At 39.9% G+C, this 22,550-nt stretch carries 22 protein-coding genes; 8 read left to right on the plus strand and 14 right to left on the minus strand.

The genetic code is table 11. The annotated features are described in order from the left end of the window. Positions 1-177: 177 nt before the first annotated feature. Positions 178-2,952 carry an amylo-alpha-1,6-glucosidase gene (locus OCV39_RS16495; protein WP_261890038.1) on the minus strand — a complete coding sequence of 925 codons (2,775 nt, stop codon included), beginning with the start codon at positions 2,950-2,952 and terminating at the stop codon, positions 178-180. A gap of 360 nt (positions 2,953-3,312) precedes the next feature. Here OCV39_RS16495 and OCV39_RS16500 point away from each other — a divergent pair, with 360 nt between their 5' ends. The 4 genes from OCV39_RS16500 to lpxL all read left to right on the plus strand — a co-directional run bounded on the left by OCV39_RS16500 (position 3,313) and on the right by lpxL (position 6,562). Beyond that, positions 3,313-3,618 carry a hypothetical protein gene (locus OCV39_RS16500; protein ID WP_171755569.1) on the plus strand — a complete coding sequence of 102 codons (306 nt, stop codon included), beginning with the start codon at positions 3,313-3,315 and terminating at the stop codon, positions 3,616-3,618. A 656-nt stretch (positions 3,619-4,274) separates the two neighbouring features. Continuing rightward, positions 4,275-4,658 carry a hypothetical protein gene (locus OCV39_RS16505; protein ID WP_141707842.1) on the plus strand — a complete coding sequence of 128 codons (384 nt, stop codon included), beginning with the start codon at positions 4,275-4,277 and terminating at the stop codon, positions 4,656-4,658. 371 nt (positions 4,659-5,029) lie between these two features. Continuing rightward, positions 5,030-5,467, plus strand: coding sequence for a TetR family transcriptional regulator (locus OCV39_RS16510; RefSeq protein WP_261890039.1), 438 nt, complete (start codon positions 5,030-5,032; stop codon positions 5,465-5,467). Between the two features lie 159 nt (positions 5,468-5,626). Further along, positions 5,627-6,562 carry an LpxL/LpxP family Kdo(2)-lipid IV(A) lauroyl/palmitoleoyl acyltransferase gene (gene lpxL / locus OCV39_RS16515; protein ID WP_261890161.1) on the plus strand — a complete coding sequence of 312 codons (936 nt, stop codon included), beginning with the start codon at positions 5,627-5,629 and terminating at the stop codon, positions 6,560-6,562. Between the two features lie 86 nt (positions 6,563-6,648). Here lpxL and OCV39_RS16520 read toward each other — a convergent pair whose 3' ends face one another. Next, the gene (locus OCV39_RS16520) at positions 6,649-7,419 is read right to left on the minus strand and encodes a ferredoxin--NADP reductase (protein ID WP_171755568.1); all 771 of its coding nucleotides are present in this window, start codon (positions 7,417-7,419) and stop codon (positions 6,649-6,651) included. A 308-nt stretch (positions 7,420-7,727) separates the two neighbouring features. After that, positions 7,728-8,618 carry a LysR family transcriptional regulator gene (locus OCV39_RS16525; protein WP_261890040.1) on the minus strand — a complete coding sequence of 297 codons (891 nt, stop codon included), beginning with the start codon at positions 8,616-8,618 and terminating at the stop codon, positions 7,728-7,730. A gap of 151 nt (positions 8,619-8,769) precedes the next feature. Between OCV39_RS16525 and OCV39_RS16530 the strand changes: the two genes are divergently transcribed. Then, complete coding sequence (locus OCV39_RS16530) at positions 8,770-9,153, plus strand: DUF413 domain-containing protein (protein WP_017052401.1); 384 nt, start codon at positions 8,770-8,772, stop codon at positions 9,151-9,153. Between the two features lie 90 nt (positions 9,154-9,243). Here OCV39_RS16530 and OCV39_RS16535 read toward each other — a convergent pair whose 3' ends face one another. The 3 genes from OCV39_RS16535 to OCV39_RS16545 all read right to left on the minus strand — a co-directional run bounded on the left by OCV39_RS16535 (position 9,244) and on the right by OCV39_RS16545 (position 12,172). Continuing rightward, a complete protein-coding gene (locus OCV39_RS16535) occupies positions 9,244-9,669 on the minus strand; it encodes an ATP-dependent zinc protease family protein (protein WP_170961633.1) in 426 nt (141 codons plus the stop codon). A 47-nt stretch (positions 9,670-9,716) separates the two neighbouring features. Beyond that, positions 9,717-10,622 carry a 30S ribosomal protein S6--L-glutamate ligase gene (rimK, locus tag OCV39_RS16540; RefSeq protein ID WP_017052403.1) on the minus strand — a complete coding sequence of 302 codons (906 nt, stop codon included), beginning with the start codon at positions 10,620-10,622 and terminating at the stop codon, positions 9,717-9,719. A gap of 350 nt (positions 10,623-10,972) precedes the next feature. Further along, a complete protein-coding gene (locus tag OCV39_RS16545; RefSeq protein ID WP_261890041.1) occupies positions 10,973-12,172 on the minus strand; it encodes an MFS transporter in 1,200 nt (399 codons plus the stop codon). Between the two features lie 83 nt (positions 12,173-12,255). On the opposite strand from OCV39_RS16545, the gene soxR reads away from it, so the two are divergent. After that, a complete protein-coding gene (gene soxR / locus OCV39_RS16550) occupies positions 12,256-12,699 on the plus strand; it encodes a redox-sensitive transcriptional activator SoxR (RefSeq protein ID WP_113798586.1) in 444 nt (147 codons plus the stop codon). Positions 12,700-12,755: 56 nt separating this feature from the next. Here the strand turns inward: soxR and OCV39_RS16555 are convergent, their stop codons facing one another. After that, positions 12,756-13,145: a VOC family protein gene (locus OCV39_RS16555; protein WP_136994981.1), complete on the minus strand. Its 390-nt coding sequence runs from the start codon at positions 13,143-13,145 to the stop codon at positions 12,756-12,758. Positions 13,146-13,446: 301 nt separating this feature from the next. Between OCV39_RS16555 and OCV39_RS16560 the strand changes: the two genes are divergently transcribed. Then, positions 13,447-15,297, plus strand: a complete 1,851-nt coding sequence (locus tag OCV39_RS16560; protein ID WP_261890042.1) for an SgrR family transcriptional regulator — start codon at positions 13,447-13,449, stop codon at positions 15,295-15,297. A 26-nt stretch (positions 15,298-15,323) separates the two neighbouring features. Here OCV39_RS16560 and OCV39_RS16565 read toward each other — a convergent pair whose 3' ends face one another. Further along, positions 15,324-15,617 carry an ArsR/SmtB family transcription factor gene (locus OCV39_RS16565; RefSeq protein WP_261890043.1) on the minus strand — a complete coding sequence of 98 codons (294 nt, stop codon included), beginning with the start codon at positions 15,615-15,617 and terminating at the stop codon, positions 15,324-15,326. A 147-nt stretch (positions 15,618-15,764) separates the two neighbouring features. Here OCV39_RS16565 and OCV39_RS16570 point away from each other — a divergent pair, with 147 nt between their 5' ends. Continuing rightward, positions 15,765-16,661, plus strand: coding sequence for a permease (locus tag OCV39_RS16570; RefSeq protein ID WP_206380327.1), 897 nt, complete (start codon positions 15,765-15,767; stop codon positions 16,659-16,661). A 47-nt stretch (positions 16,662-16,708) separates the two neighbouring features. Here the strand turns inward: OCV39_RS16570 and OCV39_RS16575 are convergent, their stop codons facing one another. From OCV39_RS16575 to OCV39_RS16600, 6 genes are all read right to left on the minus strand, one after another. Then, positions 16,709-17,476, minus strand: a complete 768-nt coding sequence (locus OCV39_RS16575) for an ETEC_3214 domain-containing protein (protein ID WP_136994979.1) — start codon at positions 17,474-17,476, stop codon at positions 16,709-16,711. Positions 17,477-17,515: 39 nt separating this feature from the next. After that, on the minus strand, positions 17,516-18,466 hold the full coding sequence (locus tag OCV39_RS16580) for an LPP20 family lipoprotein (protein WP_261890044.1): 951 nt from the start codon (positions 18,464-18,466) through the stop codon (positions 17,516-17,518). Continuing rightward, complete coding sequence (locus OCV39_RS16585) at positions 18,466-19,617, minus strand: transglycosylase SLT domain-containing protein (protein WP_261890045.1); 1,152 nt, start codon at positions 19,615-19,617, stop codon at positions 18,466-18,468. The genes OCV39_RS16580 and OCV39_RS16585 overlap by 1 nt, the downstream gene beginning before the upstream one ends. 12 nt (positions 19,618-19,629) lie before the next feature. Next, complete coding sequence (locus OCV39_RS16590; RefSeq protein WP_261890046.1) at positions 19,630-20,229, minus strand: LPP20 family lipoprotein; 600 nt, start codon at positions 20,227-20,229, stop codon at positions 19,630-19,632. A gap of 70 nt (positions 20,230-20,299) precedes the next feature. After that, positions 20,300-21,496, minus strand: a complete 1,197-nt coding sequence (locus tag OCV39_RS16595) for a flagellar assembly protein T N-terminal domain-containing protein (protein ID WP_261890047.1) — start codon at positions 21,494-21,496, stop codon at positions 20,300-20,302. A 12-nt stretch (positions 21,497-21,508) separates the two neighbouring features. Next, the gene (locus tag OCV39_RS16600) at positions 21,509-22,528 is read right to left on the minus strand and encodes a penicillin-binding protein activator LpoB (protein WP_261890048.1); all 1,020 of its coding nucleotides are present in this window, start codon (positions 22,526-22,528) and stop codon (positions 21,509-21,511) included. Positions 22,529-22,550 lie beyond the last annotated feature (22 nt).

Genomic DNA, 22,550 nt, shown 5'->3' on the forward strand with positions numbered 1-22,550 from the left:
GCTTGATAGAACTCTCATTATATTTTTACTTTATGACTATTTGAGTAGCTTACTGATAGTTAAGTTAATATTAATCATGAGGTTTAGTTAACGCAGCGAATTACCGCTGCGTTTTTTTATCGAGAAGTACTGTATCGAGAAGTATTATATCGAACAGTATGACATCGATAATCTACTCTAGTCGATTGCCACTTGGTGGGCTTGATTCTCGATTTTGTCTTTTAGGAAGTTAGGTTGAGACATTGATGTTAGTTCTATTTCCCAATTCGGTTGAGTGAACTTAAGTTTAGACACTGAGTCAGAATGAATTGATGTCTCTATCTTTGTTTCTAGGTTATTGATATCGGATTTGAGCTCGCCCGTTTGAGCATTAAACTCAACCTTGATCGTTCCAACTAATTCACCACTCACCTCTATTCTACTGCCTGTTTGACACTCTAAAATCAGCTTCAGAGCCATTGACTCTTTCTGTGTTGATTGGAATGTGAAATGTTGAATATCACCACAACGATTAAAGCTAAGGTTTAAGTTATCACCACAACCAAATGGTAGTGTGGCAGTGAATTCATGCCATGTTGTAGGCAGTTTTGGGTGCAACACAAGTTGGTTGTTTAACAGGTTCGGTTTAAAACCAAGATAATCTTGTTGTGCATTTCGAGCATATTCAGAGACAGACCAAGCTTGAGCAAAAGTACCACTTTCGACTAGATCTGCGTCGTCTTTTTGCCAAGCGTCTAAGTTTTCACTCATTGTTCCAATATGGCCTTGGTCGATTATTTGTTGGCCGAGATTTTTACTCAGTTGGTATGCTAAGTTTTCACCACCAAACATGGCTAGGCTAGATACAGTAAAGCCAGCATTCCAGCCCCAAATTGTCCCATTATGGTAGGCGCTGTCCTTATGGTATTGGTTCTGTTTATCGTGATAAGGGTGAAACAGCTCATCACTTTGGCTCAGAGAGCAAATGCCCCAAGGAAAGAGAAGTTCAGAAACTGCATTCGATACAACATTCGATCCAATTTCAGGGCTTAGCAGTGGCTCTTGTAGCGGAACGGTTAGCGTCATGAGCTGGTTTGGGCGAATGCTATAATCAGCTTGGCCGTCGGCTTCAATTCGATCCGCCAATGTTTGGGTTTCTTTATTCCAGAATAGGGACTCAAAATTGCTTCGAACTTGTTGGAGTAGGGAAGCCCAATGCGTTTTAGCGGCTACATCCTGATTGAGTTCGGCAAGGACAATGGCCGACTGTAGACTCGCATACCATAAGGCTTGGATATCATTAGCGCGATTTCCACGCGCCGACCAAGGAATTTGACCGTCGATTTTTGCATCCATCCATGTGTCTGGATCTCGATGCGTCATTAATCCATTTTCATCTAAGTAACGTTTTTCGATGCCTTCAACAAAACGTTTTACAACAGGGTAGATCTCTTGAGCAAAGGTTAAATCACCGCTGTAGTTTAGATATTCCATAACCTCACGGATCATCCATGGAGTACCATCTGTGGTGTTATAAATCATATTGGTAAGGCTGGTCACTCGATTGGGGACTCGGCCATAATTTATCGAATTTTCATCTGTCATCTGCATTGAAGCAAAATTGGTGATGATCTCCTTAGCTTCCGAGAATTGGCCGTTAATTAGGCTCGTTCCAGAAAGCGCAATGAATGTATCTCTTCCCCAGCAATCTTTAAACCAAGGTAACCCTGCCCAAATGCCAGCCCCAAATTCATGGTTAACAAAGGTACGACTGGCTAGTCGTGCCCACATTACTGCACGGTTATACTCAATATCATTGGTCCAAAGATAATTTTTACATAAGAAGTGATAAATCGAGTATCGGTTTAAATTGACCAAGTCTGAATCGATCGCTTGTTCTGCCAAATGAATGGCAGCAGATTTTGATTCAGCAAAACATAGGTATACGTCAAACTGTGTTTCGTTGTTCAAACTGTGGATGAAGAGTTTAACGTTGTCACCGGACAAATGAAGAGTCGAGTCGAGCTCTGGGTGATCGCTGAAACTTACTTCATTGAATGTACATGGTTTATTGGCTGTTATTGCAATGTGTTGAGGAGCGCCGTCTGGACAAAGGCTTGCTGGCAAAGAGTAAACGATGCCATGCTTAAACGTGGAGATCTCGGATTGGTTGAATGCAATATTGAGTTCTGGAACGATGGACAGTGCTTTTGGTTGATGAGTTTGTACCGAAAGGCAGGCTGTACGTTGTCCTGAGATAAGCGTGAACCTATCTGCCGAGGACTCGTAACGGTGCTCAAGCCCGTATGCCTGTAACCTAGCGTCAAGTGCTTTTGTTTTATCGTTAATCTTACCGTCAATAAAGCTCGCAAATGTGCCTAAATACCAGCCTTGGGAGTGGCGATATTTTCCTGCATTGGCGAAAGTATGCGTTTTACCTTCGTAATAACCATCTTGGTTGTCCCCAAATACAAACGGAAAGGGTGACGATTTGCTAATTTCTATTTGAGCAAAAAGTTGATCACTAGCTAAACAGTTGTGAACTGGCGCTGGTGGTTGTCGAGGTAAATAGTGAACGGCGTCTACCTGATAAGTAAGGTGATCACGCAATGCTGTTGGTTCAATATTCTCTTTGCTTGCGCTTACTGCAACGGTAGCGTGCTGCCCTGTGAAAGTGACAACGACATCAAAACGCCCTGTTTGTTGTGGTTTGAAATGAAGGTCGTTACCAATTCCTTGAGTGTTTACGAGCGGTGTTTCTTTATTCACAACCAGTAATGTTGTATCGATAGGATGGCCGGAAAAAGTCCATAATGCTGTGCCATCTTGATCTGTGATCTTAAATGCGTGTGTATCCGATGAGAGGCAAATTGTGGTACTGAACTGCCCAGTAGCGGTTTCAGATAGCGGTGAATCGAGTCCCCAGCCATTAAAAGTGCCCTTAATATACAGGGTAGGCAATGTTGTTATCATATTAATAATCCTCAAGTTATTGGTGAAGAGTATCGAAACCTTGATGGAATAAGAAATAGCTAAAACCGTTGTTGATATTGGAATTATTGATATCAAATTAGTGTTAGATGTCGATTATGAAATATCGGTATATTCAAGTTGTGAAGTTATTATTATTCAATAACTTAGATATGTGGTCTTTGTTGCGGAAGATTTTGATCGCTCACTCTGCGTGATGGATGATTTGTAAATACGTGATGCTCATCAGAAAGTTTTTCCGTCTTATTTCTCATATTTATAGAAGATAAGCCCCTCTAATTCGACATTAAATTCACATGGTTTTTAATACAATCAAAGTTCGATTCAACCGAGGAGAGCTCTATGCAAGTTAGTGGAAATTATTACAACTTTGCCTCTGTTGGGGGTGCTTTCAAAAGTAATAACTCAAATCAATATGCAATTGGAAATCAAGTCAAAATAAACTCTGCTGCAAACTATATTGATCAAGCCATCAGTGCTAACGCAAAAAATATTGAAACTAAGGTAGAAAATCAGTACAGCGGTAAAGTTATTTCAGTTAAAGATACTGAATCAGGCGTTGTATTAAAGCGAATAAAGGCCAGTGATGTGCTTTCAACAATGAATCAAAACACTTTCAAAGGTAATTTTCTTAACCAACGAGTGTAGAGCAAGTAATGTAACTCGCATATGGTTTGGTCCTACATATCATCATCTGTTTTCTCCCCGTTTATCACAAACTGTTAATCTGATAAAAATAGAAGCCGTACGGTAAAATCCAACCAGAAAAGGAAGCTTTCCTTTATTGTTATTCTTGTCGGAAGCGATGATTTTTATACTTTTTTGTTTTTGTAAAAAATTATTTGGAATAAAAAAAACGATAAAAACAGATCCAAAATTTACACCAAACGCTTTTTTCTTAACAGTATGTTAATGGTTTATTTTTGTGTTTTTGAATTTATATTCAGCATGCTTCTATTTAATTTACCTCAGGAGCGGGCTTTTACTAGGTTGCTGTAAGTTTTATTGAATAAAAATCCCTCTTTATAAAATGCGAATATCAAGTGTAAATTAAATAAATTAACTATTTACTCTTAGTTGTAACATTTATAAATCTAAGTTAAACGATGTACTGTAAAGTCATGATAAAGGGTGTTGTACTTTAATGTTTTGGTTTTTGTTGGTACCATATTGCTACTGTTGAAAAGCAAGTGGCGCTAGGATGCGATGTAATTTACCTATGTATAGGGTTACAGGATAGTTTTTACATTTAACTGAAGCATAAGTATGTAGTGATACTTTTTAATCAAGGCGCAATGATGAATATGAATACTAAAAATTACATTTTGGTTGAAAAACAGCCAGTTTTAACTGAAGACTATGTTCGCTGGGCTATATGGTTTGAAGAGAGTGTTCGCAAAGGCACTAGGCATGTTGAAGTTAAAGAAATTCCAGCACGTAAGCCCTTTAAAAAAGGCAGCGCTAAGATGATACGTAAAATTAACCACTTTAGAGCTCAACCAATACTTGTCAGCACTATTTTTCTTGGGCGTGATTGCTCAGATAGTGGTGCGGCCCCGGCATTATTTGAAACGAACGTGCATGGTGGTCGATTCGATCGATCTCAAGAGAATTATGCGTCTTGGGAGCTAGCCGAAAAAGGTCACTATAATATCGTTGAGAGGATCACAAAGAGTATGGTTGTATAGTAAGCAACACTGACTGACGTAACGCTATACTTGCAGTAGAAAGCAGAGTCGTAATTGAGACTATTTTTGTACATTTTTTCATTGGCTTGATGACAGTGTGTGCTGCTTGCAAATGGAAGCCGCTTCATGCTTGTTCGATTGGATACTTTATAACTCATATCTTCCAATATGAGTTTAGTTGTCGCTTAATGGACCGTTCTATTATTGCGTCTATTCGAGTCGGTATTATTTGATTCTGTAAGCTAGATGTACGTTTACTTTCGAATCGGATAAGGTTATTCATCACAAAATAGAAGTAAATATCTTTTAATTCATATGATTGCATCATGGGATAAAATTCGGGTAATATTGAGCTAATTAAGGAGTTCAAAATGCCACGAGTCAGTCAAGCCGAAGCCAAGTTAACTAGACAACGAATTATCAACGCCTCTTTAAAAATCGTAGTTGAAGACGGTGTTGCAGAGCTATCATTTGCTAACATTGCAAAGAAAGCTAAAATTAGTCGTTCAGGAATTAATGCTCACTTTAAACGTAAAGAAAATTTATTTGAAGAGTTAAGGCCATTATTAAAAGAGATGGTTATGGCTCCGTTGGATTTTTCTTCACCTGATATGTTTTTAAAGTCATGGATAAAGGTGTTGGATGAAAATCCTGCCTATAGAGTTATGTTGACTAATTCTGATCAAGTAATGGGTGGAGAGCGGGCTGCTGCTAATCTTCTTACGATGATTGAAGGTAACCGTGCTGAAGTGAGAGATGCTGTTTATTATGCTCTGGGCTATGCTTTAGTTAATTACCCCTCTAATTAGTCAATAATGAAGATATTGAAGTCATTTTTAACCATAGATATCTATGTGTTGGAAGTGGCTTTTTTTATATCAGGCATTTGGTTCAATTCTGTTATGGAGTAATATGGCTCTACTGTTATTGTGTGCGTTATACGAATAATAAGGAAACACTTGTCTATTATGAAATCTTATTCAGCCCCTAAATTCACCATCAAACTGTTATCTCCAAAATATTGGGGAGTTTGGCTTGGGTTTGGTTTATTGGCACTTATCGTTACCGTTTTACCTTATCGCTTATTAAAACGGTTGGGATTTTACATTGGCTCACTGACTCAAAAATTTGCACAGAAAAGAGTGTCGATTGCAGAGAAGAACCTCTCTTTAGCTTTTCCTGATATGCAGAAAGATCAGCAGAAAAAGATATTAGAAAGTAATATTAACAATTCTGGTTTAGCGATCATTGAAACGGGTATGGCTTGGTTTTGGCCGGACTGGCGAGTAAGAAATCACGTTAAGTTAGTGAACACAGAGCAGATGAAACAGCTTGAATCTGAAAAGCGAGGTGTTTTGGTTGTTTGTGTCCATGCCTTGAATTTAGAGATGACAGCCCGCGCATTTAGCTTGTTTGCTCCTGGCTACGGAGTGTATCGACCTCATAATAATCCAGCTTATGATTTCATTCAGTTTTGGGGGCGTACACGCTTCGGGCACCAAATGGTGGATCGTAAAGATGTAAAAGGGATGATGAAAATTCTCCGCAAAGGTGGGCGACTTTGGTATCTTCCTGACCATGATTATGGATTTAAAAATTCTGTTTTCGTTCCGTTTTTTGCAGTAGAACAGGCGAGTACGACGATGGGCACAGGTGTTTTAGTCGATGCAACGAAATGCGCTGTTGTGACAGCTTCTAGCTTCAGAACGGATGAGTTGTATACCCTAGATATTGATGAAGATATTAGTCAGCTATTCCCAAGGCGAGATACTACAGGAGCCGCTGTTGTTATGAACAAGGCGGTAGAAAAAGTGATCATGAAAGGTGTGGATCAGTGGATGTGGATGCATCGGCGCTATAAGACCATGCCCGACAATAAAAACAACGGTTCACGCTACCGTTAGATGAAATGGGAGTGCCAATGTGCACTCCTTTTTTTATTATTGGCACTATTTAACTTATCTAAAGCTCGCTTACCTATTTACTGTCGCTACCAATAATTTTCACTACTGAATTGTCCCGATTTTTTACGTAAATGTTTGGTTAATCCAAGTTCTTTTAGGGCGTCGCTTGTGTCTCGAACCATTGCTGGATTTCCACAAAGATAGAAGAAACTGTGTCTTTTACTGATGGGCAGTTGCGTAGCGCGTTCGAGCTCGCCTCTAAGTAGCAACGCTGGGATTCTTCCCCGTAAACTTCCGGAGACATGTTCTCTAGAAATAATTGGCACATATTGTAGTTTTCCCTTTAGTCGAGAGGTGAGTTGAGAAATGCGCTGTGAATAAGTAAGGTCATTTTCTGTTCTAACGGCATGAACCAAAATTAAATGGTCAAATCGATCTTCTAGTCCTTGGGTCTCCAACATAGCTAAGAAAGGACCAATTGCTGTGCCTGTTGAAAGAAGCCATAAATCTTTTGCTGTCGCTGGTATTTCATCTAGTGTCATAAAGCCACTGGGATCCTTTCCTACATATACCTCATCACCAATACTTAATTTGTGTAACTTCGGCGAGAGCTGGCCATCGGCGTCTTTTATGATAAGGAACTCCAAATTTTGATGACCTGCTTTATGCTCAGGGTGATTGACCATTGAATAAGCGCGACGTATCAATTCGTCACCATTTAACACAGCCAGTTTAGTAAATTGACCAGCAAGGTAGGGTGAAACTGGAGCTTGAACATGTAAACTAAACAGTTGATTGTTCCACTCAACTCTATTCATCACCTTTCCTAATACTAAACCGTGTGGAATGTCTGTCATATTGTGTTCCTTATGAAAGTTAACCAATACCAACCACTATTTTTAGTGTCTATATAAAGATAGCACTTTTCATGCCATATGTGAGAATGCTTATCAATTGAGGTTTTTTGATAATTACCGGATGGACTTTGTCATAATGACACTCTTTGGTTGAGTCATTATGACTGCTTTAAGTTATTTAGAACGAGGGGCAGGAAAGAGTAGGCTGGAAACGTTGATAGGGTAGATGCGACGAGTGTCTTTTCTCTCTTCACTGTCTCGGTATTTATCACTTAACAGTGAAGAGGCTTAAAAGGTGCAATGACAGATTAATTGATGGTCAGTTCACCTGCTTGCTGTAAAACATAGGCATTGGATGGGTCGATTTGAGTGACGAGTTTTTCAACTTCGCAAATCGCGTCTATGGAGCCACTGTTTTTACGATAGCTTAAATAGAGTGGTCGCTTCCATTGCTCAACACCAGAGACACGGTATAGCTGCTCAGATTCAATAAAAGGCTCAACCATAGAGGCTGGCAGGTAAGCACTTCCTCTTTTTTCTAAGATAAAATCTAGTGCGATACGTCCGGTGGATGTTCTTAAGTAGGCGGGCGGAAAAGTTGGATGGCGCTCAGCGTGCTCAGATGAGAAACGAGATCCCCAGTCAACATAAACATACTTACCTTGCATCACTTTTTCTAAACTAGAGTGATCGGTTGAAACTAAAACAAGATCTAAATCCGCGACTTTATGGCAATGAAATTCATCCGCTTTGAGTGGGTCAAATCCGAAAGCCATATCCAGAGTTCGCTCAAGAAGGTTCCGATTTAGTTGCTCTCTGCTTAACACTTCCGCCATGAACCCGTAACCTTCGAATGAGTCGGTCACAATGCTAAGGCAGTTCTGCAGGTAAGCGTCCCAAATATTTGGGGTGCCACCCAGTGTGAGTTGTAGAACCTTGCTGCTTTCAAGTGAGAGTTCAAATTTAGCTTGTTGTAAGGTTGACACCATCACTTCCGCATACCCAATCAAACGTTCGCCTGAACTCGTTAGTTTGATGTTATTCCTATCGCGGGTGAACAGTTTAGTATCGAAATAGCTTTCCAATTGTTTTATTCGAGCACTAACAGCAGCTTGTGTTATGTATAAATTTTCGGCTGTGCGTCCAAAGTGTTTAATTTTAGCAAGCTCTAAAAAAGTTCTAAAAACTTTAACATCCATGGAAAATCCTCATGTGCGTTTGCTAAAGAGTAGCAAGGAATTATTGTGGTTACGATTAAAACGTTTTGTTTTTATTTTTAATTGTTTAGCGGTAATTTTACTCAAGATTTATTCCACTAATGTTCTTACTTAAAGAGTGCTTGAGGCTGACATGTCAGAAATTATTTTTCGTAATGGCAAAAAACGTTTTTATGATAATGTAAAATTTCCCCGTGGCTTTGCAAAGTCCGGAGAATTCACCTTGGTTGAAGAAGATATCCTCATTACTTACGGCGACACAATGCTAGGGTTAGAACTTGGTGAAATAACCCCTGAAAATGCTGAAGAAAAACATTTTATCAAGGTACTCTCTCATCCTGGGAAAGCAAAAACCAAGCTTGAGAGAGTATGGTTAAAGTACATTCAATTGGCTCGTGGCCGTAAACGATTCTTCACATTGAACAGTACAAAGAAATTTGCAAATGCAGTTAGCATGGATACTGTCAATGACGATGATTATGAGCCTGATGATACGTTGTTAGTGTCTGGGTCATAAGATTACGATAATTAGGCTTAGACAGAAATCTAAGCCTATAAAAGTCGAGATAAGCGAAGCTTGAGATAAGATTTCGTTTGTTGAAGTTACTTAACTACCGAGCATAAACTCTTGGCTTGGATCAACCAAAATCTTGTCTGCCATGCCTTGCCTACCAAGCAACATCATATAAGTCATCTCTTGTCTATTACTCAACGTTAACTCAATGGGCCAAATTTCGCTGCCTAACTGTAGTCTGGTCGTGATCACACAACGATGTTCGACATCCCCATTTGATGACTTTATTTTTCGGCAAGCTTTGAGTGGCGCTTGGCATTTTACAATCTCTTCTAAATGGTAAATGTCTGGGTGTAACTCAAACTCTACAAACTTCTGACCGTCTTTTTTGAAGCACACCAAATTATCAACATGCAGTGACGATGTTTTTGCGCCTGTATCGGTTCTCACTTGAAGGTGATTGACCCCAAAATCCGGTAAGCTACATACTTCCACATTGCCAATAATAAGTTTTTTCATCTTTTTTCCGTTGCTGTTCTTTTCAAAATCGTTGCTAGAAATCGGCATTAGCCTTTTCCACGAGTACGAGTTGCATTTGGTTTCGCGTTTTTTTCAATGAACTCAAAAATCATATTTGCGACATCTTTGTTGGTTGATTTTTCAATGCCTTCTAAGCCTGGAGAAGAGTTAACTTCCATAACCACAGGCCCATTTTTAGATTGTAAAATATCAACGCCACATAGGTTTAGTCCCATCGCTTTTGCTGCATTAATCGCGGTTGCACGCTCTTCTTTGCTCAATTTAACCAAATGAGCGGTACCACCACGATGCAAATTAGAACGGAACTCGCCTTCGCCCGCTTGGCGCTTCATTGCTGCAATCACTTTATTGCCAACCACAAAGCAGCGAATATCTGCACCGCCAGCTTCTGCAATAAATTCTTGAACCAAGATGTTCGCCTTCATGCCCATAAAAGCTTCAATGACGCTTTCTGCTGCTTTGTTGGTTTCCGCCAACACCACACCAATCCCTTGTGTACCTTCAAGAAGCTTGATCACCAGTGGTGCGCCACCTACGTTTTTGATCAAATCTTGGATCTTGTCAGGGCGACTTGCAAAGCCAGTGCGTGGTAGACCAATACCTTTACGAGAAAGCAGCTGCAATGAACGTAATTTGTCACGAGAACGGCTGATCGCAACCGATTCGTTCACACAGAATGTGCCCATCATTTCAAACTGACGCACAACTGCCGTGCCGTAGAACGTAATCGATGACCCAATACGTGGAATAACAGCATCGTATTTCGGCAACACTTCCCCCATGTAACGGATGTTCGGGTTACTACTCGTGATATCCATATAGCAATGTAGTGTGTCGATGATATCTACTTGGTGACCACGAGCCTCACCCGCTTCTTTAAGACGGCGAGTTGAGTATAAATTTTCGTTACGAGAAAGAATTGCAATACGCATTTGTTTTTCCTAGGTAGTTGCGAAATTAACGGCAATGCCAGAAAGGCTCACCGAGTTATTGCGAAAATTAGCCACTATGACAGTGGCTGAATATTGTGAAACATCATCGTAGGAGATGATTTAGGCGCAACTTAGGGCAGATCAAATGGAAAGAGAAACGAATAGTTTTTGTGGTATCGACAAGAATATTTTATTGATAGTGAAAATCATTGAAAAAGCTGGCTTCAATCATATTGGTCGAAGGTTAGTAATGCTATTCGTTGAAATTTTTTCGTTGAAATTTAAACGCAGCAACAGAAAACGGCCTGATATATTGCTGCGTTTGATGACACTTTTCTCGATTTGATGGGCTAGTGAGAGAGCGCGAGTTTTCGATTTTTATCCAGTTTGCCTCCTAACTTGAGCATGCCTAAGCTAGCGAAAAACATAATGAAACCCACAATAGTAAAGCCCAAGCCAATGTTGTCTGTATGGGCTAGAAATGCAATCAAGACGTAACTCAGACTCTGTGCAAGAGTGGAAAACATCGCAAGCCCACCATCTATGCGGCCTCTTTGTGCCATTGGAACCACATGGTGCATCCAATTGGTACGGGCGATCCGATTCAGCGCATTAAACAGACCAAAGAAAGCGGTGAAGGCTACTATATATAAGGGCTGTGTCACTAAGCTCATCGCTAATAGGATGAGGGAAAGCACGAACACTGAATACTGCATAATAGATTGTTGCGAGTATAGGGTGAGAATTTTGGAAATAACCAGCCCTGTCATTAATGAGCCTAAACCAAACGCGACATTGTACATCGCAAACCAATCTCCAGAGACCCCCAATCGTGCGAACCAGATGGGAACTAACTTGCTGAGAAAAGTCAGTACTGGGTATGAGAGGCAAGATATGAGAATGAAGCCATAAAATATGGGTTGCTCAGTAAGAAGGACTTTGCTCTCTTTGATTTGGCCTAAAAAGGAACGTTTGGTGGAAGGGCTAACTTGGCGGTGGTATGGCGTGATGAGATAGCTTAACGCGGCGAGGGAAGAGGCGACAGCCGCAAATAGAGCAAATTCAACCATTCCCCATAGCTCTAAAAGAAGAATACCTAAAGCGCCAGCGCCAAGAGTGGTCCCTTGCATAACAATTTCTTGATACCCCGAGATTTTTGCATATTGATCCTTGGTATAGTTTTCTTGAGTGAATGCATTATTGGATGCCCAAGCGACGTTGCTGGATAGCCAAAAAATTATCTGTGATAAGGCGAGCAACCCATTGGACTCGATACCTAACCAATAGATGATACAAACGATAGCGGCAGTAAGCGCTTGAATGATTTGAACGAGTATTAGAATGCTTTTCCGAGAGTGTTTGTCGATAAGGACTGAAAAAAGGGGGGTTAAGCAAAAGGATAAGCCAGTACAAAAAAGGGCGATTAGCGCGACAAACGTGCCCATATCTGGCTGTTGTAGCATGATCCAAGGTAGAGCCATCATAAATAAGCCCGAACTAATACCATCGAAGAATCGGCCAGATAAATAGGTAATTGTTTTATTTTCCATCAAATATTCCATGTGATTGAGTCCATTGGCTGCTACTCTAAAACCTCAAGTTAACTTTAGGTCAACGACTTTTTGAGGTTTATATGGATATGAGAATTGGAGAAGTTGCTAAGCGGGCTGGGGTCAGTGTGCCTACATTGCATTTTTATGAAGAGAAGGGGTTAATCTATAGTTCTCGGAATCAATCCAACCAACGCCGTTATGATCGCCAGATATTGAGAAGGATCGCCGTAATAAAAGCCGCTCAAAATGTGGGGCTGACGCTTCAAGAAATATCAGAAGCGTTAGGGCATCTACCTAAACATAAAGCGCCAAAGCGGGAAGAGTGGGAGCAACTTGCTAAAACGTGGCATCAAGCATTGGAAGAGAAGATCGCACATTTAAAAAACCTTCAGACCCAGCTTGGAAGTTGCATTCAATGTGGTTGCTTGTCATTAGAAAAGTGTGCGCTTTATAACCCTGAAGATTCTCGCGGTATTAAAAAACCGGGGGCCAAACTGGTACTCCCTCAAAGCATAGAATCATGATGGATTGAGGCGAAGGTAATTGATTATCCTCCCCCTCATTGATGCAAACAAAAAGGCTAAGCGGTTAACTCTAGTCGGTTGCCTTCTGGGTCAAGCACCACACTTTCATAGTAACCGTCTCCTGTTCTTCGTGGCCCATCAAGCACTTCATATCCATCATCAATAAACGCTTGTGTCATAGCATCAACTTTCGCTTCACTGCCGACACTAAAAGCAATATGGGTGAGGCCGATAAATTGTTGGTACACATCTATCTCTAAAGTAGGGATGGAATCCATCTTCATTAATTCGATTCTTGCTCCACTATCGAAATGAATAAAATACGAACTGAAGCCCTTTTTCGTATTGGTGTATTTATCATTTGAATTTGCATTGAAGTAAGTTAGGTAGAAATCTCTCATTCGCTCAAGATCTTGTGTCCAAATCGCTATGTGTTCAATGTTCATAATGTTGCTCCGTACTTAGGGTTATGTATCACCATAAGGGGCAGTAATAACAGCGATCTAACAGGATGATTCGGGGGTGAGGAGCATATCGAGTTAAATCGCTGTTATTACTAGCCCTTAGGCTGTATTTGTTGGTGTTAGTATGCTGTTCAAATAGGAAGTAAAAAAGAGATGGTGTTTAATTTATTTGTTCCTTATATTGGGTTTTATATCTGGTTTAAGTTATAAAACCGTTGGGTAAGGTATGTTTTATCTATATCTCAGTTAAATAGGGAAGTTATTTTCCTTAGGGGTTCATGAAATGTCTGATTTAAATTTACTAAGATACTATTCACGCTTAGCGGATTTGGGGGTAGAGCAGGAACTTAAGATCCCACTTAGCGAAGTGGCGGAAAGCTTTATTACCAGCCCAAGACATGCGCGGACGTTACTTGGTCAAATGCAAGATTGTGGATGGTTAACTTGGTTACCGAAAGCGGGACGAAACCAAAGATCGACACTATTACTTAATTTAAGCGTTGATCGTTTGAAAGCCACATTGGCAACAGAGCGAATTCATTCTGGGCAATACGAAAAAGCGTTGTCGATACTGGATCATGACCAATCGAAGTTTAGGCAGCTACTGCATAGTACTTCTGGAGCATCCATCCGTGAGGGGCGCTTACACATACAGTTGACATATAAACGCCAATTTGAACGGTTGGTGCCCCACCTTTTACACCGAAATAGTGAACGTTTTCTGCTTCGCCAGCTCTATAGCGGGTTGGTGAGTTGCGACTTTCTTGGAAAGGTGAACCCTGAGTTGGCTCATCATTGGGAATATGATCCTAAGCAACTGACATGGACCTTTTATTTAAGACCAAGTTTAACGTTTCATAATGATCAACCGATTGATGCCAATACGGTTGTTACCTTGTTCGCCAGATTGACACAACAGCATGAATATCAAGCAGAATTGCAGCATGTTATCGACATTACCGCCCCTCAGCCGCATTGTGTTGTTTTTCAGCTCTCTCAACCTGATTTTGGTTTTGCTGGGCTTTTAGCGGACGTGAAATATTCAATTCAGCCACCAAGCCAGTTATTTGAGTCGTCGATAGAAAAAGTGGTAGGGAGTGGTCCTTTTGAGGTTGTCGAGCATAGTGAAGAGAAGATCACGCTTAAAGCTTTTGAGCGATTTTACGGTTGCCGAGCATTGACTGATCAGGTGACGATTTGGCATTTGGATGAAAAATTAGCGGGATTAAACTTAACGGACTCAAACTTAGACAAAAACGCTCTAAATACAGAAGCTTTGGGGGACAGTGTCGCTCAGTCATCGGGCTCTTGTGAACATTATGTTTCTCAAACAGAAGATATACAACAGGCGAGTCCCACATTAGATAATGCTCAAGGGATCGCCACTATGTCTAATGAGCAAAAAGAGGGGGAAGCAGATAACCAGCAGAGTCGAGTAGAAGATGGTTGCTTGTATCTGCTATTCAATCAAGCGACCTCTGGATCGCTCTCATTAGAGCAGCAACGATATCTGTCCACGTTACTTCATCCTGAAAAACTATGGGAAGAATTGAACCAAGCATCGCATCAATTTGGTGCTGAAATCGCACAAAACCTGTTACCTGAATGGAGCCATATTCGCCGGCCTGATTCGATGCCGACAGCATTGCCGCATTCATTATCGATAGCGGTTTATCAACATACGGCTCTTGAATACAGTGCCGATGCCATTGTTGCCATCTTAAATAAAATCGGGGTTAACGTAGTCGTCAATATATACTCCTATCGAGAACTTTCCCAAAAGGCGATAGATAAAAAGTTAGTTGAAGAGATGGTTTTGACCAATATTAATCTCGATGATAATCGTCACTCTTCAGCTTATATTGGCCTGTTAAGTAATGCGGTGTTGCATCATTGTCTTGGTCACCACCATAGCCAATGGCTGGTGGAAGAGCTTTCACGTCTTCGAGCGGATACACCTTTAGAAGAGTACCTTGAACAGTTAGAGTCAATCTCCACTTCTATTATTTCTGAGTATGTCCTATTACCGATGTTCCATCACCGACAGACCTTAAGGTTTAAAGGCGTACTGAAGAATGTGGCCCTGACGAACTGGGGCTGGCCAGCTATCCGTGATGTTTGGTCGGTAGACTAGCTTGCGAGTGCTAATGATGAAGAGTATTAACACTCTTCATCAATGCAACATTCATCCTGTAGGAAGGCAATGACTGATTGTAGTTGCTCAAATTCAGCGACGCAGTATAGGGTTCTTCCTTCACGTCGTTGAGAGATCAATCCGGCAGAAGCTAGGCTTGAGATATGGTGAGACAAAGTCGATCCCGGGATATCTAAAGATTCCTGCAAACTTCCAACCGCAATTCCTTGATGCCCAGCGCGAACCATACTTTTGTAGATGCTTAACCGTGTTGGGTGGCCAAGTTCTTTCAATGCTTTAGCGATTATCTCAATGCTCATATGAGTGCTTCTTATAGTTGGTATTGAATTTATATTTCGATATTACTAGAAATAACTTGATCACGCTACTTTATTGGATTATATTTCGATTATTCCAGAAATGTAGAGATTTAAATTATGTTTGATTCAACTTACTTCACGACCGAAATGCTCATGGAAACGCTTAATATGTTTGCGTTTCTTGCGGTAGAACTCACGGTACTGTTTTTAGCGATCAGTTATATCGTTGGTGTACTGCAGGAGTACATTCCACCAGAAAAAATCCAAAGTATTTTGAGTGGTAAAAAAGGTAAAGGCTATATTGTTGCAGGGTTTTTAGGTGCGATTACCCCATTTTGCTCTTGCTCTACCATTCCTTTCCTTAAAGGATTATTAAGAGCGAAAGCCGGGTTTGGTACGATGATGGTCTTTTTGTTTGCCAGCCCACTCCTTAACCCGATCATTATTGGCTTATTTGCCGTAACCTTCGGAATTAAAGTGACGGTATTCTATTTCACTATTGCCATGGGTGTATCTGTTGTTGCTGGCTATGGTTTAGAAAAATTAGGTTTTGAAAAATACGTAAAAGAAGAAGCTTATATTACGCCGGAATCAAAAGGTTGTGGCTCAAGCTGTGGTGGAAAGAAAGCACCAGTAAGTAAATGGGTAAGAATATGGAATACGACATGGTCTGATTTTAAAAAGGTTTTGCCTTATCTAATTGGTGGTATTGCATTAGGTTCGATGATCTACGGATTCATGCCTACGGAGTTTGTGGCTCGCATCGCTAACGATGGTAACCCATTTGCGATTCCAGTTGCCGCTGTGATTGGTATTCCTCTGTATATCCGTGCAGAAGCGGTGATTCCACTGAGTGCGGCATTAGCGGCCAAAGGCATGGGATTAGGAGCTGTAATGGCATTAATTATTGGTAGCGCAGGAGCCAGTTTGACGGAAGTGATTTTGCTGAAATCAATCTTTAAAAACCCGATGATCATAGCTTTCTTAACGGTGATTTTAAGTATGGCGATAGGTGCAGGATTCTTGTATAGCTATTTGTTCTAATTGAAAGAATAAAGGGGGAGTATTCTTCAATACTCCCCCCTTCACTTTTAACCGATTTTGTTTGTAAGAAGCTCATACTCTAAATAAGTCAGAATCGCTTGCTCTAACTCTTCAGTACCAATTGAACTGTATCCAAAAAAGTTGGGAGTAAACTGATGTCTTAACGTTTTTAGTGTTTCTTGGTAATCTTCACCAAGTAACATTTGGCTGTTTAGTTCAGTTAACGTTTCAGATTGTTTTGGAGAAAATTGTCCTAAATACTCACTGACACCACCAACAGAAGAATAGAGCAAATCAAATTTTCCACCGGATATTTCTTCAATATAATAACTACCAATTCGAGCAACATTTAAATAGGAATCAACGAACTCGGTTGATTTATCAAACGGCATACCAATATAGCTAGTCCCACCTGCGTGCTCAGAAGTATTTGGCGTGAACCCTTCTTGAGGAAATACAAGGAATGCGGCAATTATATTATCCTTACTAATAGCTGAAAGGATAAAGTTACGATCTTTATAGTAAGTAACAATATCGCCATTTTGTAATTGTTTAGTATATACCGGAGAGCCTAGCGTTTCTTCTAAGATGCCACTATCAGCATTAATGTATATTTTATTCAGTCGATTTCTTGAAGGTTCATCTGACATGGTCGATTGGCCAAACTCCCATATCTTTAGTACACCATCCCAAGTGTCATTGATCTGCCCTAGAGCAATAGCTACTAAAGAGATCCATGGAATAAACACTTTCCATGAAAATTCAAAGCCACTGATTTCAACTGTTTGCTCTTCGTTCTCAACTGCATCACTCATGATTATTTTAATATCCTTATTCGTATCAATGTTGATATGTTACTTAATAAGCACTTCACGGTCATCTTCACTAATCAAAGTGTCTAGTAAGTCATTCTTATTATCGAAATAAAGATTGAACTTATTAATCGCGTTATACATTGCTTGTTTCTTCGTTTTATTACTTTGTCCGATTAACTTAAATTTTCTATTTGCGAGTGATGGCGAACCAATATGAAGATTAAAAGTGATGATTGCTTGTCGTTTGCCATTTTTCTTGCCTGAAACCGTTGATGATTCAAATGAAATCGTTTCACACTGACTATCGCTCCGAACAGATAAGCCACTTTTAGACATTTCCTCGGCAATCGCAGGGGTTAATATTTTCTTTTCATAGCCAGAGTTAGGGCTATTTTTTATATTGAAGCAGTGTGAATTCTTGAAGTCATTTTTTTTGTCAATCAATGTCAGTAGCTCATTGTAATACGTATTGAGTTTATCTGAATATTGAGAGATAGTTTCTGCCTGTAAAAGTGTCGTTTTAAATTCTTGTCCTTGGGAAATTTCTAGAAACTCGTTAAGATCCAGCTCATTTTTTATGAGTAAATTTCTATAATTTTTCATCTTAGTTGTTAGATGATTGTCATACTTCTCGATGATATCGGACTTCTTGACGACACCTAGCACATAGAATATGTCATTGTCACTGCCTTGTTTGATCCAGCTAATCTCAGGAATCAAAATAGATTTTGAGATGTAATTCGCATATGAACTACTCGATATTTGGCTCTGAGAGTTCTTTGTGGATATCGAATGGCTCACACTTGACGTAACGGTCGAAGATAAGGTGCTTGCAATCTGGCGCATGGCATCTTTTTTGGCCGCTTCAATACTTTCACCCATACCTGTCCCTGTGATTGCTTCAGGTTCTGTCGGCGGATTATTTACCCAACTCGGAACAGCAAAAGCAATCTGAGGGATTAGACTTAGAGTCAGCAATAATTTTTTCATTAAATCTTGCTCGTTTTAAGTAATTTAGAGTAATAGATTTTTTTGTTGTTCACTTTTTTCAGATAGTTACGAGTTTCTTTATACGGGAATGTTGTCGATAAAGATTTATATACGGTATCTGGGTCTAAGGTATTGGCTTTTTTTGCTAAAGCTGAAAGAGAGCCCTTTCCTGAGATATGTTTTGCTACAGCTCCCACGCCACCATTATATGAAGAGATCGCGAGGTATGTTTTTATATCTTGGTCTTTCACATTAGTTAGATAGCGAGTAAAAAGAACATTAAGATAGGCGGTCCCGATATTGATATTATACTTAGGGTCAAACAAAATATCGGCAGTGAGTAAACGCTCTTTACCAAGCAATAGTTTAGTTACATCTTTACCTGCAGAAGTTGGAACGACTTGCATCAATCCATATGCTGGGATGTGAGATTGTGCCATTGGATTAAAGTGACTTTCTGTATGGATAATCGCTAAAATTAACTCCGGTTGTACATCCCATTTGGCCGCCATTTTATTAACATCTTCAAGGTAAATCAGTGCACGTTGAGCGATTTTGTTACTTGGAAGTGACATGGTTACTCGAGTAACTTTTGTGCCATTACTTTGAGTGTATTCAGATGTTTTGGCTGTCTTCTGCAGTTTGTCACTGTCGACTTCAGGGATGACTTTTTGATTGGATTCAAGTTTGCTTGGTTTGGCTTTCATTTCAGAAAGAACTTTGTCTTTTGAGTAAGCCTGTAGCGTCGTTTCATTTTTTAGTTCTTGGATTTGTTCGTCAACCACTTTTTTTACGTCGTCAGACGACTGATCTGAACTTATTACTTCAACTACAACTTCTCCAGATTCAAAATTTACCGTTCTTTTTACCGCATCATTTTTTGAGTACTGCACCCATGTTGTTTTATTGGACAGCTCTGGTTTGTCCCAAATCAAACCTAGTTTTTCTTTCGCTTTATCAAAGCTTTGTTTATAAGCTTTTTTTGATGCCGCAAATTCATCAAGAACTACCGTTTTATCTTGATTAAAGGAGGCGTTTAATTTGTTTTTTAGCGCCCCAAAACTTTCAGAGGATGACTCTGAAGCATGAACCATGGCTATGCTTGATGCCAAGCCAAGAGCACAAATTACTGAACGAACAAGAATAGCCATAGTTGTTACTCCTTAAATATCACCGAGTGCTTGAGTAATTTGTTCTGCTAAATCAGCATTCTTCTTTTGAGCTGATTCTGGAATCGTTTCCGGAGAACTCTCTTCAACGGCTGCAATCACTCGTTCAACATTCTGTTGGAATACATTGCGAGGTAGCCCTACATGAACATAAAAATATCCATCTTTGCCTCTAAATGATTTAATCGTTTCTACGCCTTCAAGTACCACGTTAGAAATGGCATTTTTTTCAGCTGAGGTGGCAGATGTGGCACCAGCAGAACCACCAACACCTAGCGTTCCAACTTTGCTTTTTACTTGAGTCAAAATTTCTAATTTAACTTGATCAGCAAGTTCTTTTTGAGCTTGTAATATGGCTAAGTTTTTTTGGTGAGCAATACCGCCGGCTGTATCGCCACTGAAACCAACCGCTTCTCTGATGTACTCTTCTTGATTAGCGTTTGGTGAACAAATCCAGCTTGGAGCTGCAATATCTGGATTGCCGTAGTAGTAACAATCAGCAACGGGTTCTGGCGCTGGTTGCTGAGCTGTTTGAGTTGATTGGCACCCAACAAGAGCAACAGTTAAGGCGGATAGTGCTAGTACTTTTTTCATTTTTCTTACCTATAAATATGATCATAAAGACGTTTAGAGATTCTTTACTTTGATGGGTTAAATGATGTATTTAAGCTTTAATTTGTTTGGATAAAGCTTGGATTATTTCTTTAGCTAATTTTCCCTCAAGTGCTTTTTGAGCTTGAACTTGAGAAAGGTGCTTAGATCGAGACTTTGAATCGGTGAATACTCGGGTTTTCTTTGGTGTATTTCTTATGGTGAATAAAATATTCCCCGTTTTTTGATCAGTAAATTGCAGTGTTAATTCAGTTTCGTAACCTATTTTGCCCTTATGATTCTCAACTTCATTCTGTCTTTTCTTCAAATTGAATGTATGGGTCGGGGCTGTCTTACCATTATTTAATGAAAAACCTAATGTCTCTAGCTGATCGGTTATCCACGAGGAATCATTTGAATCACTGGTACGAATATTAAAGATAGGGTTCTTCATTAATCCGGAATAAAAGCTAACATCATTGGCAACTTTTTCACTGTCGACGTAGGCATCAATGATTACGTAATAAACACCTTTCTCGATGTCTTCATCTAGGAGCTCATAACTGCTGATATAACCAGCTATTTTAGGCGCCATTGCGGTAGATACGATATTACCATTCGAGTCTTTCTGGCTGGCAATTTCAAACCCTTTGCTTTGTTGAACCGCATTAGTGAAAGCGTCTAAAAGTGCTATTTGTCTTGCAGAGTTTTCACTGTTGATTAATGGCGCTGTTCCTTTCGATTCAACACTTTCAACTTCGAAATCAAAGTCGGAAGCGTCCATTAATTCCTTTGGGTTATCCCAATTAGTACCAGCAACGGTTTTCTCACTAATAATTAATGACACAAAATACGAGTCATCATACTTACCTGATTTAATCTCTTCGTATGACGATGGATTAGATCGCAATGTAGAGACGGCTGCTTGAGTGAATTCTTTTCTGTTAAATTTATCGTTACCTGGGGTTTTAGAAAGTGACAAACCGTTAAACCGCGATGATTCCTTGTTTGCGATAGTGATTTGATTGAGTAAATGATTAATATCATCTAAAGAGAGCTTTAGAGCTGCTTTATGAGCTTTTTCTTGGTTTCTGTTTGTCGACTTAGCTAAAGAAACAATGTAGTAGCCATGTGCAGAGTCATACCCTACACGAGTACCACTTTTATATTCGATGAGTTCAAATACGTCATCCATTGGGTCTGCGTAGAGTTGAGAACTATAGCTAATGATCAGAGCCGAAAAAAATGTAAACCACTTCTTGCTAAGCATTTGATTTATCCTTTAAAAAGCCCAATTCTCAGGCGTACCGACCGATACAGCATAGATTTTGGTTCGCTTAAGGTATTCCTTACCTAATGCTTGTATTTTTTTCTTCACCTGCTGGGCATCAATGTCATCTTCTTTCCAGGTAAACATGATTCCAGATCCTGACGTGCCTTTTGGCGTGACTTCTCCAGAGGCGATAGGAATATCAAGTCCATCATCACTTAAGAAAAGTACAACGGGTTGCTTGATTGCGAATCCCTGTTCAATACCTGAATTGATAGCAAAACGGCCATTTCGAAAATTCGTTACTCGCCCACCTACTGGGTAATAATTCATTGTGCGGTTAACGAGAACTTGAATGCCTTTCTGAGCGGCTTCTTTATAGGCTTCTTGCAATTCATTGGAATCGCGATAATCAAAACCGCCGATAAACTCATCTTCAATTGCCCAGAAGTTCTTAGCCGGCATATTGTGGCGAATAGGTTCGAAAGAATGAACAATTTGGCCAGTGGTCGGGTTTACGACCTTCGTTGTGATTAAACTTCTGAAGATAATTTCGCTATGGTCTGATTTTTTCTTTATAACGCTCCCTAAAGCGATTGAGGTTTCAAATATATAATTAGGGTTCTTTTGCTCACCAATTTGAATAGCGCCGTCATTAACAGTATTTTCGATTTGATACGCCAATTCATAATCACATGATGTACAGTTTCTTGTGAGAACCTCATAACGTTTTGTTCGAGCTAACTCGTTTTCTAACAGCTTTGAAACGATGTCTGTTTTTAAGGTGGTTTTTTGTGAGCCTTCTTCAAATTCAATTTGATCAACATAGGCTGCGATTCGCATTTTATTGAAAGCTTTTACATCATAATTGTTTGGTAATTCGATGTTTTCACTTTCGTAAAGTGCTTCTTTGTTCACTCTATGTATTAGGGTATTCGCGCTATTGTCAGCTTCTGAATTGATTGCTATGCCCGTGGTTTGACAACCAACAAGTAGTGTTAATACAGATAGGCAGATTAGAGGTTTTTTCATTATTGGCTCATCCAAAGAAGCC

Origin of the sequence: Vibrio cortegadensis (genome assembly GCF_024347395.1) — a bacterium.
GTDB lineage: Bacteria > Pseudomonadota > Gammaproteobacteria > Enterobacterales > Vibrionaceae > Vibrio > Vibrio cortegadensis.

Bases quoted from the DNA above. Each gene is read 5' to 3' on its own strand.
- OCV39_RS16495 (WP_261890038.1), bottom strand. From the start codon at position 2,952: ATGATAACAACATTGCCTACCCTGTATATTAAGGGCACTTTTAATGGC.
- OCV39_RS16500 (WP_171755569.1), top strand. From the start codon at position 3,313: ATGCAAGTTAGTGGAAATTATTACAACTTTGCCTCTGTTGGGGGTGCT.
- OCV39_RS16505 (WP_141707842.1), top strand. From the start codon at position 4,275: ATGAATACTAAAAATTACATTTTGGTTGAAAAACAGCCAGTTTTAACT.
- OCV39_RS16510 (WP_261890039.1), top strand. From the start codon at position 5,030: ATGCCACGAGTCAGTCAAGCCGAAGCCAAGTTAACTAGACAACGAATT.
- lpxL (WP_261890161.1), top strand. From the start codon at position 5,627: ATGAAATCTTATTCAGCCCCTAAATTCACCATCAAACTGTTATCTCCA.
- OCV39_RS16520 (WP_171755568.1), bottom strand. From the start codon at position 7,419: ATGACAGACATTCCACACGGTTTAGTATTAGGAAAGGTGATGAATAGA.
- OCV39_RS16525 (WP_261890040.1), bottom strand. From the start codon at position 8,618: ATGGATGTTAAAGTTTTTAGAACTTTTTTAGAGCTTGCTAAAATTAAA.
- OCV39_RS16530 (WP_017052401.1), top strand. From the start codon at position 8,770: ATGTCAGAAATTATTTTTCGTAATGGCAAAAAACGTTTTTATGATAAT.
- OCV39_RS16535 (WP_170961633.1), bottom strand. From the start codon at position 9,669: ATGAAAAAACTTATTATTGGCAATGTGGAAGTATGTAGCTTACCGGAT.
- rimK (WP_017052403.1), bottom strand. From the start codon at position 10,622: ATGCGTATTGCAATTCTTTCTCGTAACGAAAATTTATACTCAACTCGC.
- OCV39_RS16545 (WP_261890041.1), bottom strand. From the start codon at position 12,172: ATGGAAAATAAAACAATTACCTATTTATCTGGCCGATTCTTCGATGGT.
- soxR (WP_113798586.1), top strand. From the start codon at position 12,256: ATGGATATGAGAATTGGAGAAGTTGCTAAGCGGGCTGGGGTCAGTGTG.
- OCV39_RS16555 (WP_136994981.1), bottom strand. From the start codon at position 13,145: ATGAACATTGAACACATAGCGATTTGGACACAAGATCTTGAGCGAATG.
- OCV39_RS16560 (WP_261890042.1), top strand. From the start codon at position 13,447: ATGTCTGATTTAAATTTACTAAGATACTATTCACGCTTAGCGGATTTG.
- OCV39_RS16565 (WP_261890043.1), bottom strand. From the start codon at position 15,617: ATGAGCATTGAGATAATCGCTAAAGCATTGAAAGAACTTGGCCACCCA.
- OCV39_RS16570 (WP_206380327.1), top strand. From the start codon at position 15,765: ATGCTCATGGAAACGCTTAATATGTTTGCGTTTCTTGCGGTAGAACTC.
- OCV39_RS16575 (WP_136994979.1), bottom strand. From the start codon at position 17,476: ATGAGTGATGCAGTTGAGAACGAAGAGCAAACAGTTGAAATCAGTGGC.
- OCV39_RS16580 (WP_261890044.1), bottom strand. From the start codon at position 18,466: ATGAAAAAATTATTGCTGACTCTAAGTCTAATCCCTCAGATTGCTTTT.
- OCV39_RS16585 (WP_261890045.1), bottom strand. From the start codon at position 19,617: ATGGCTATTCTTGTTCGTTCAGTAATTTGTGCTCTTGGCTTGGCATCA.
- OCV39_RS16590 (WP_261890046.1), bottom strand. From the start codon at position 20,229: ATGAAAAAAGTACTAGCACTATCCGCCTTAACTGTTGCTCTTGTTGGG.
- OCV39_RS16595 (WP_261890047.1), bottom strand. From the start codon at position 21,496: ATGCTTAGCAAGAAGTGGTTTACATTTTTTTCGGCTCTGATCATTAGC.
- OCV39_RS16600 (WP_261890048.1), bottom strand. From the start codon at position 22,528: ATGAAAAAACCTCTAATCTGCCTATCTGTATTAACACTACTTGTTGGT.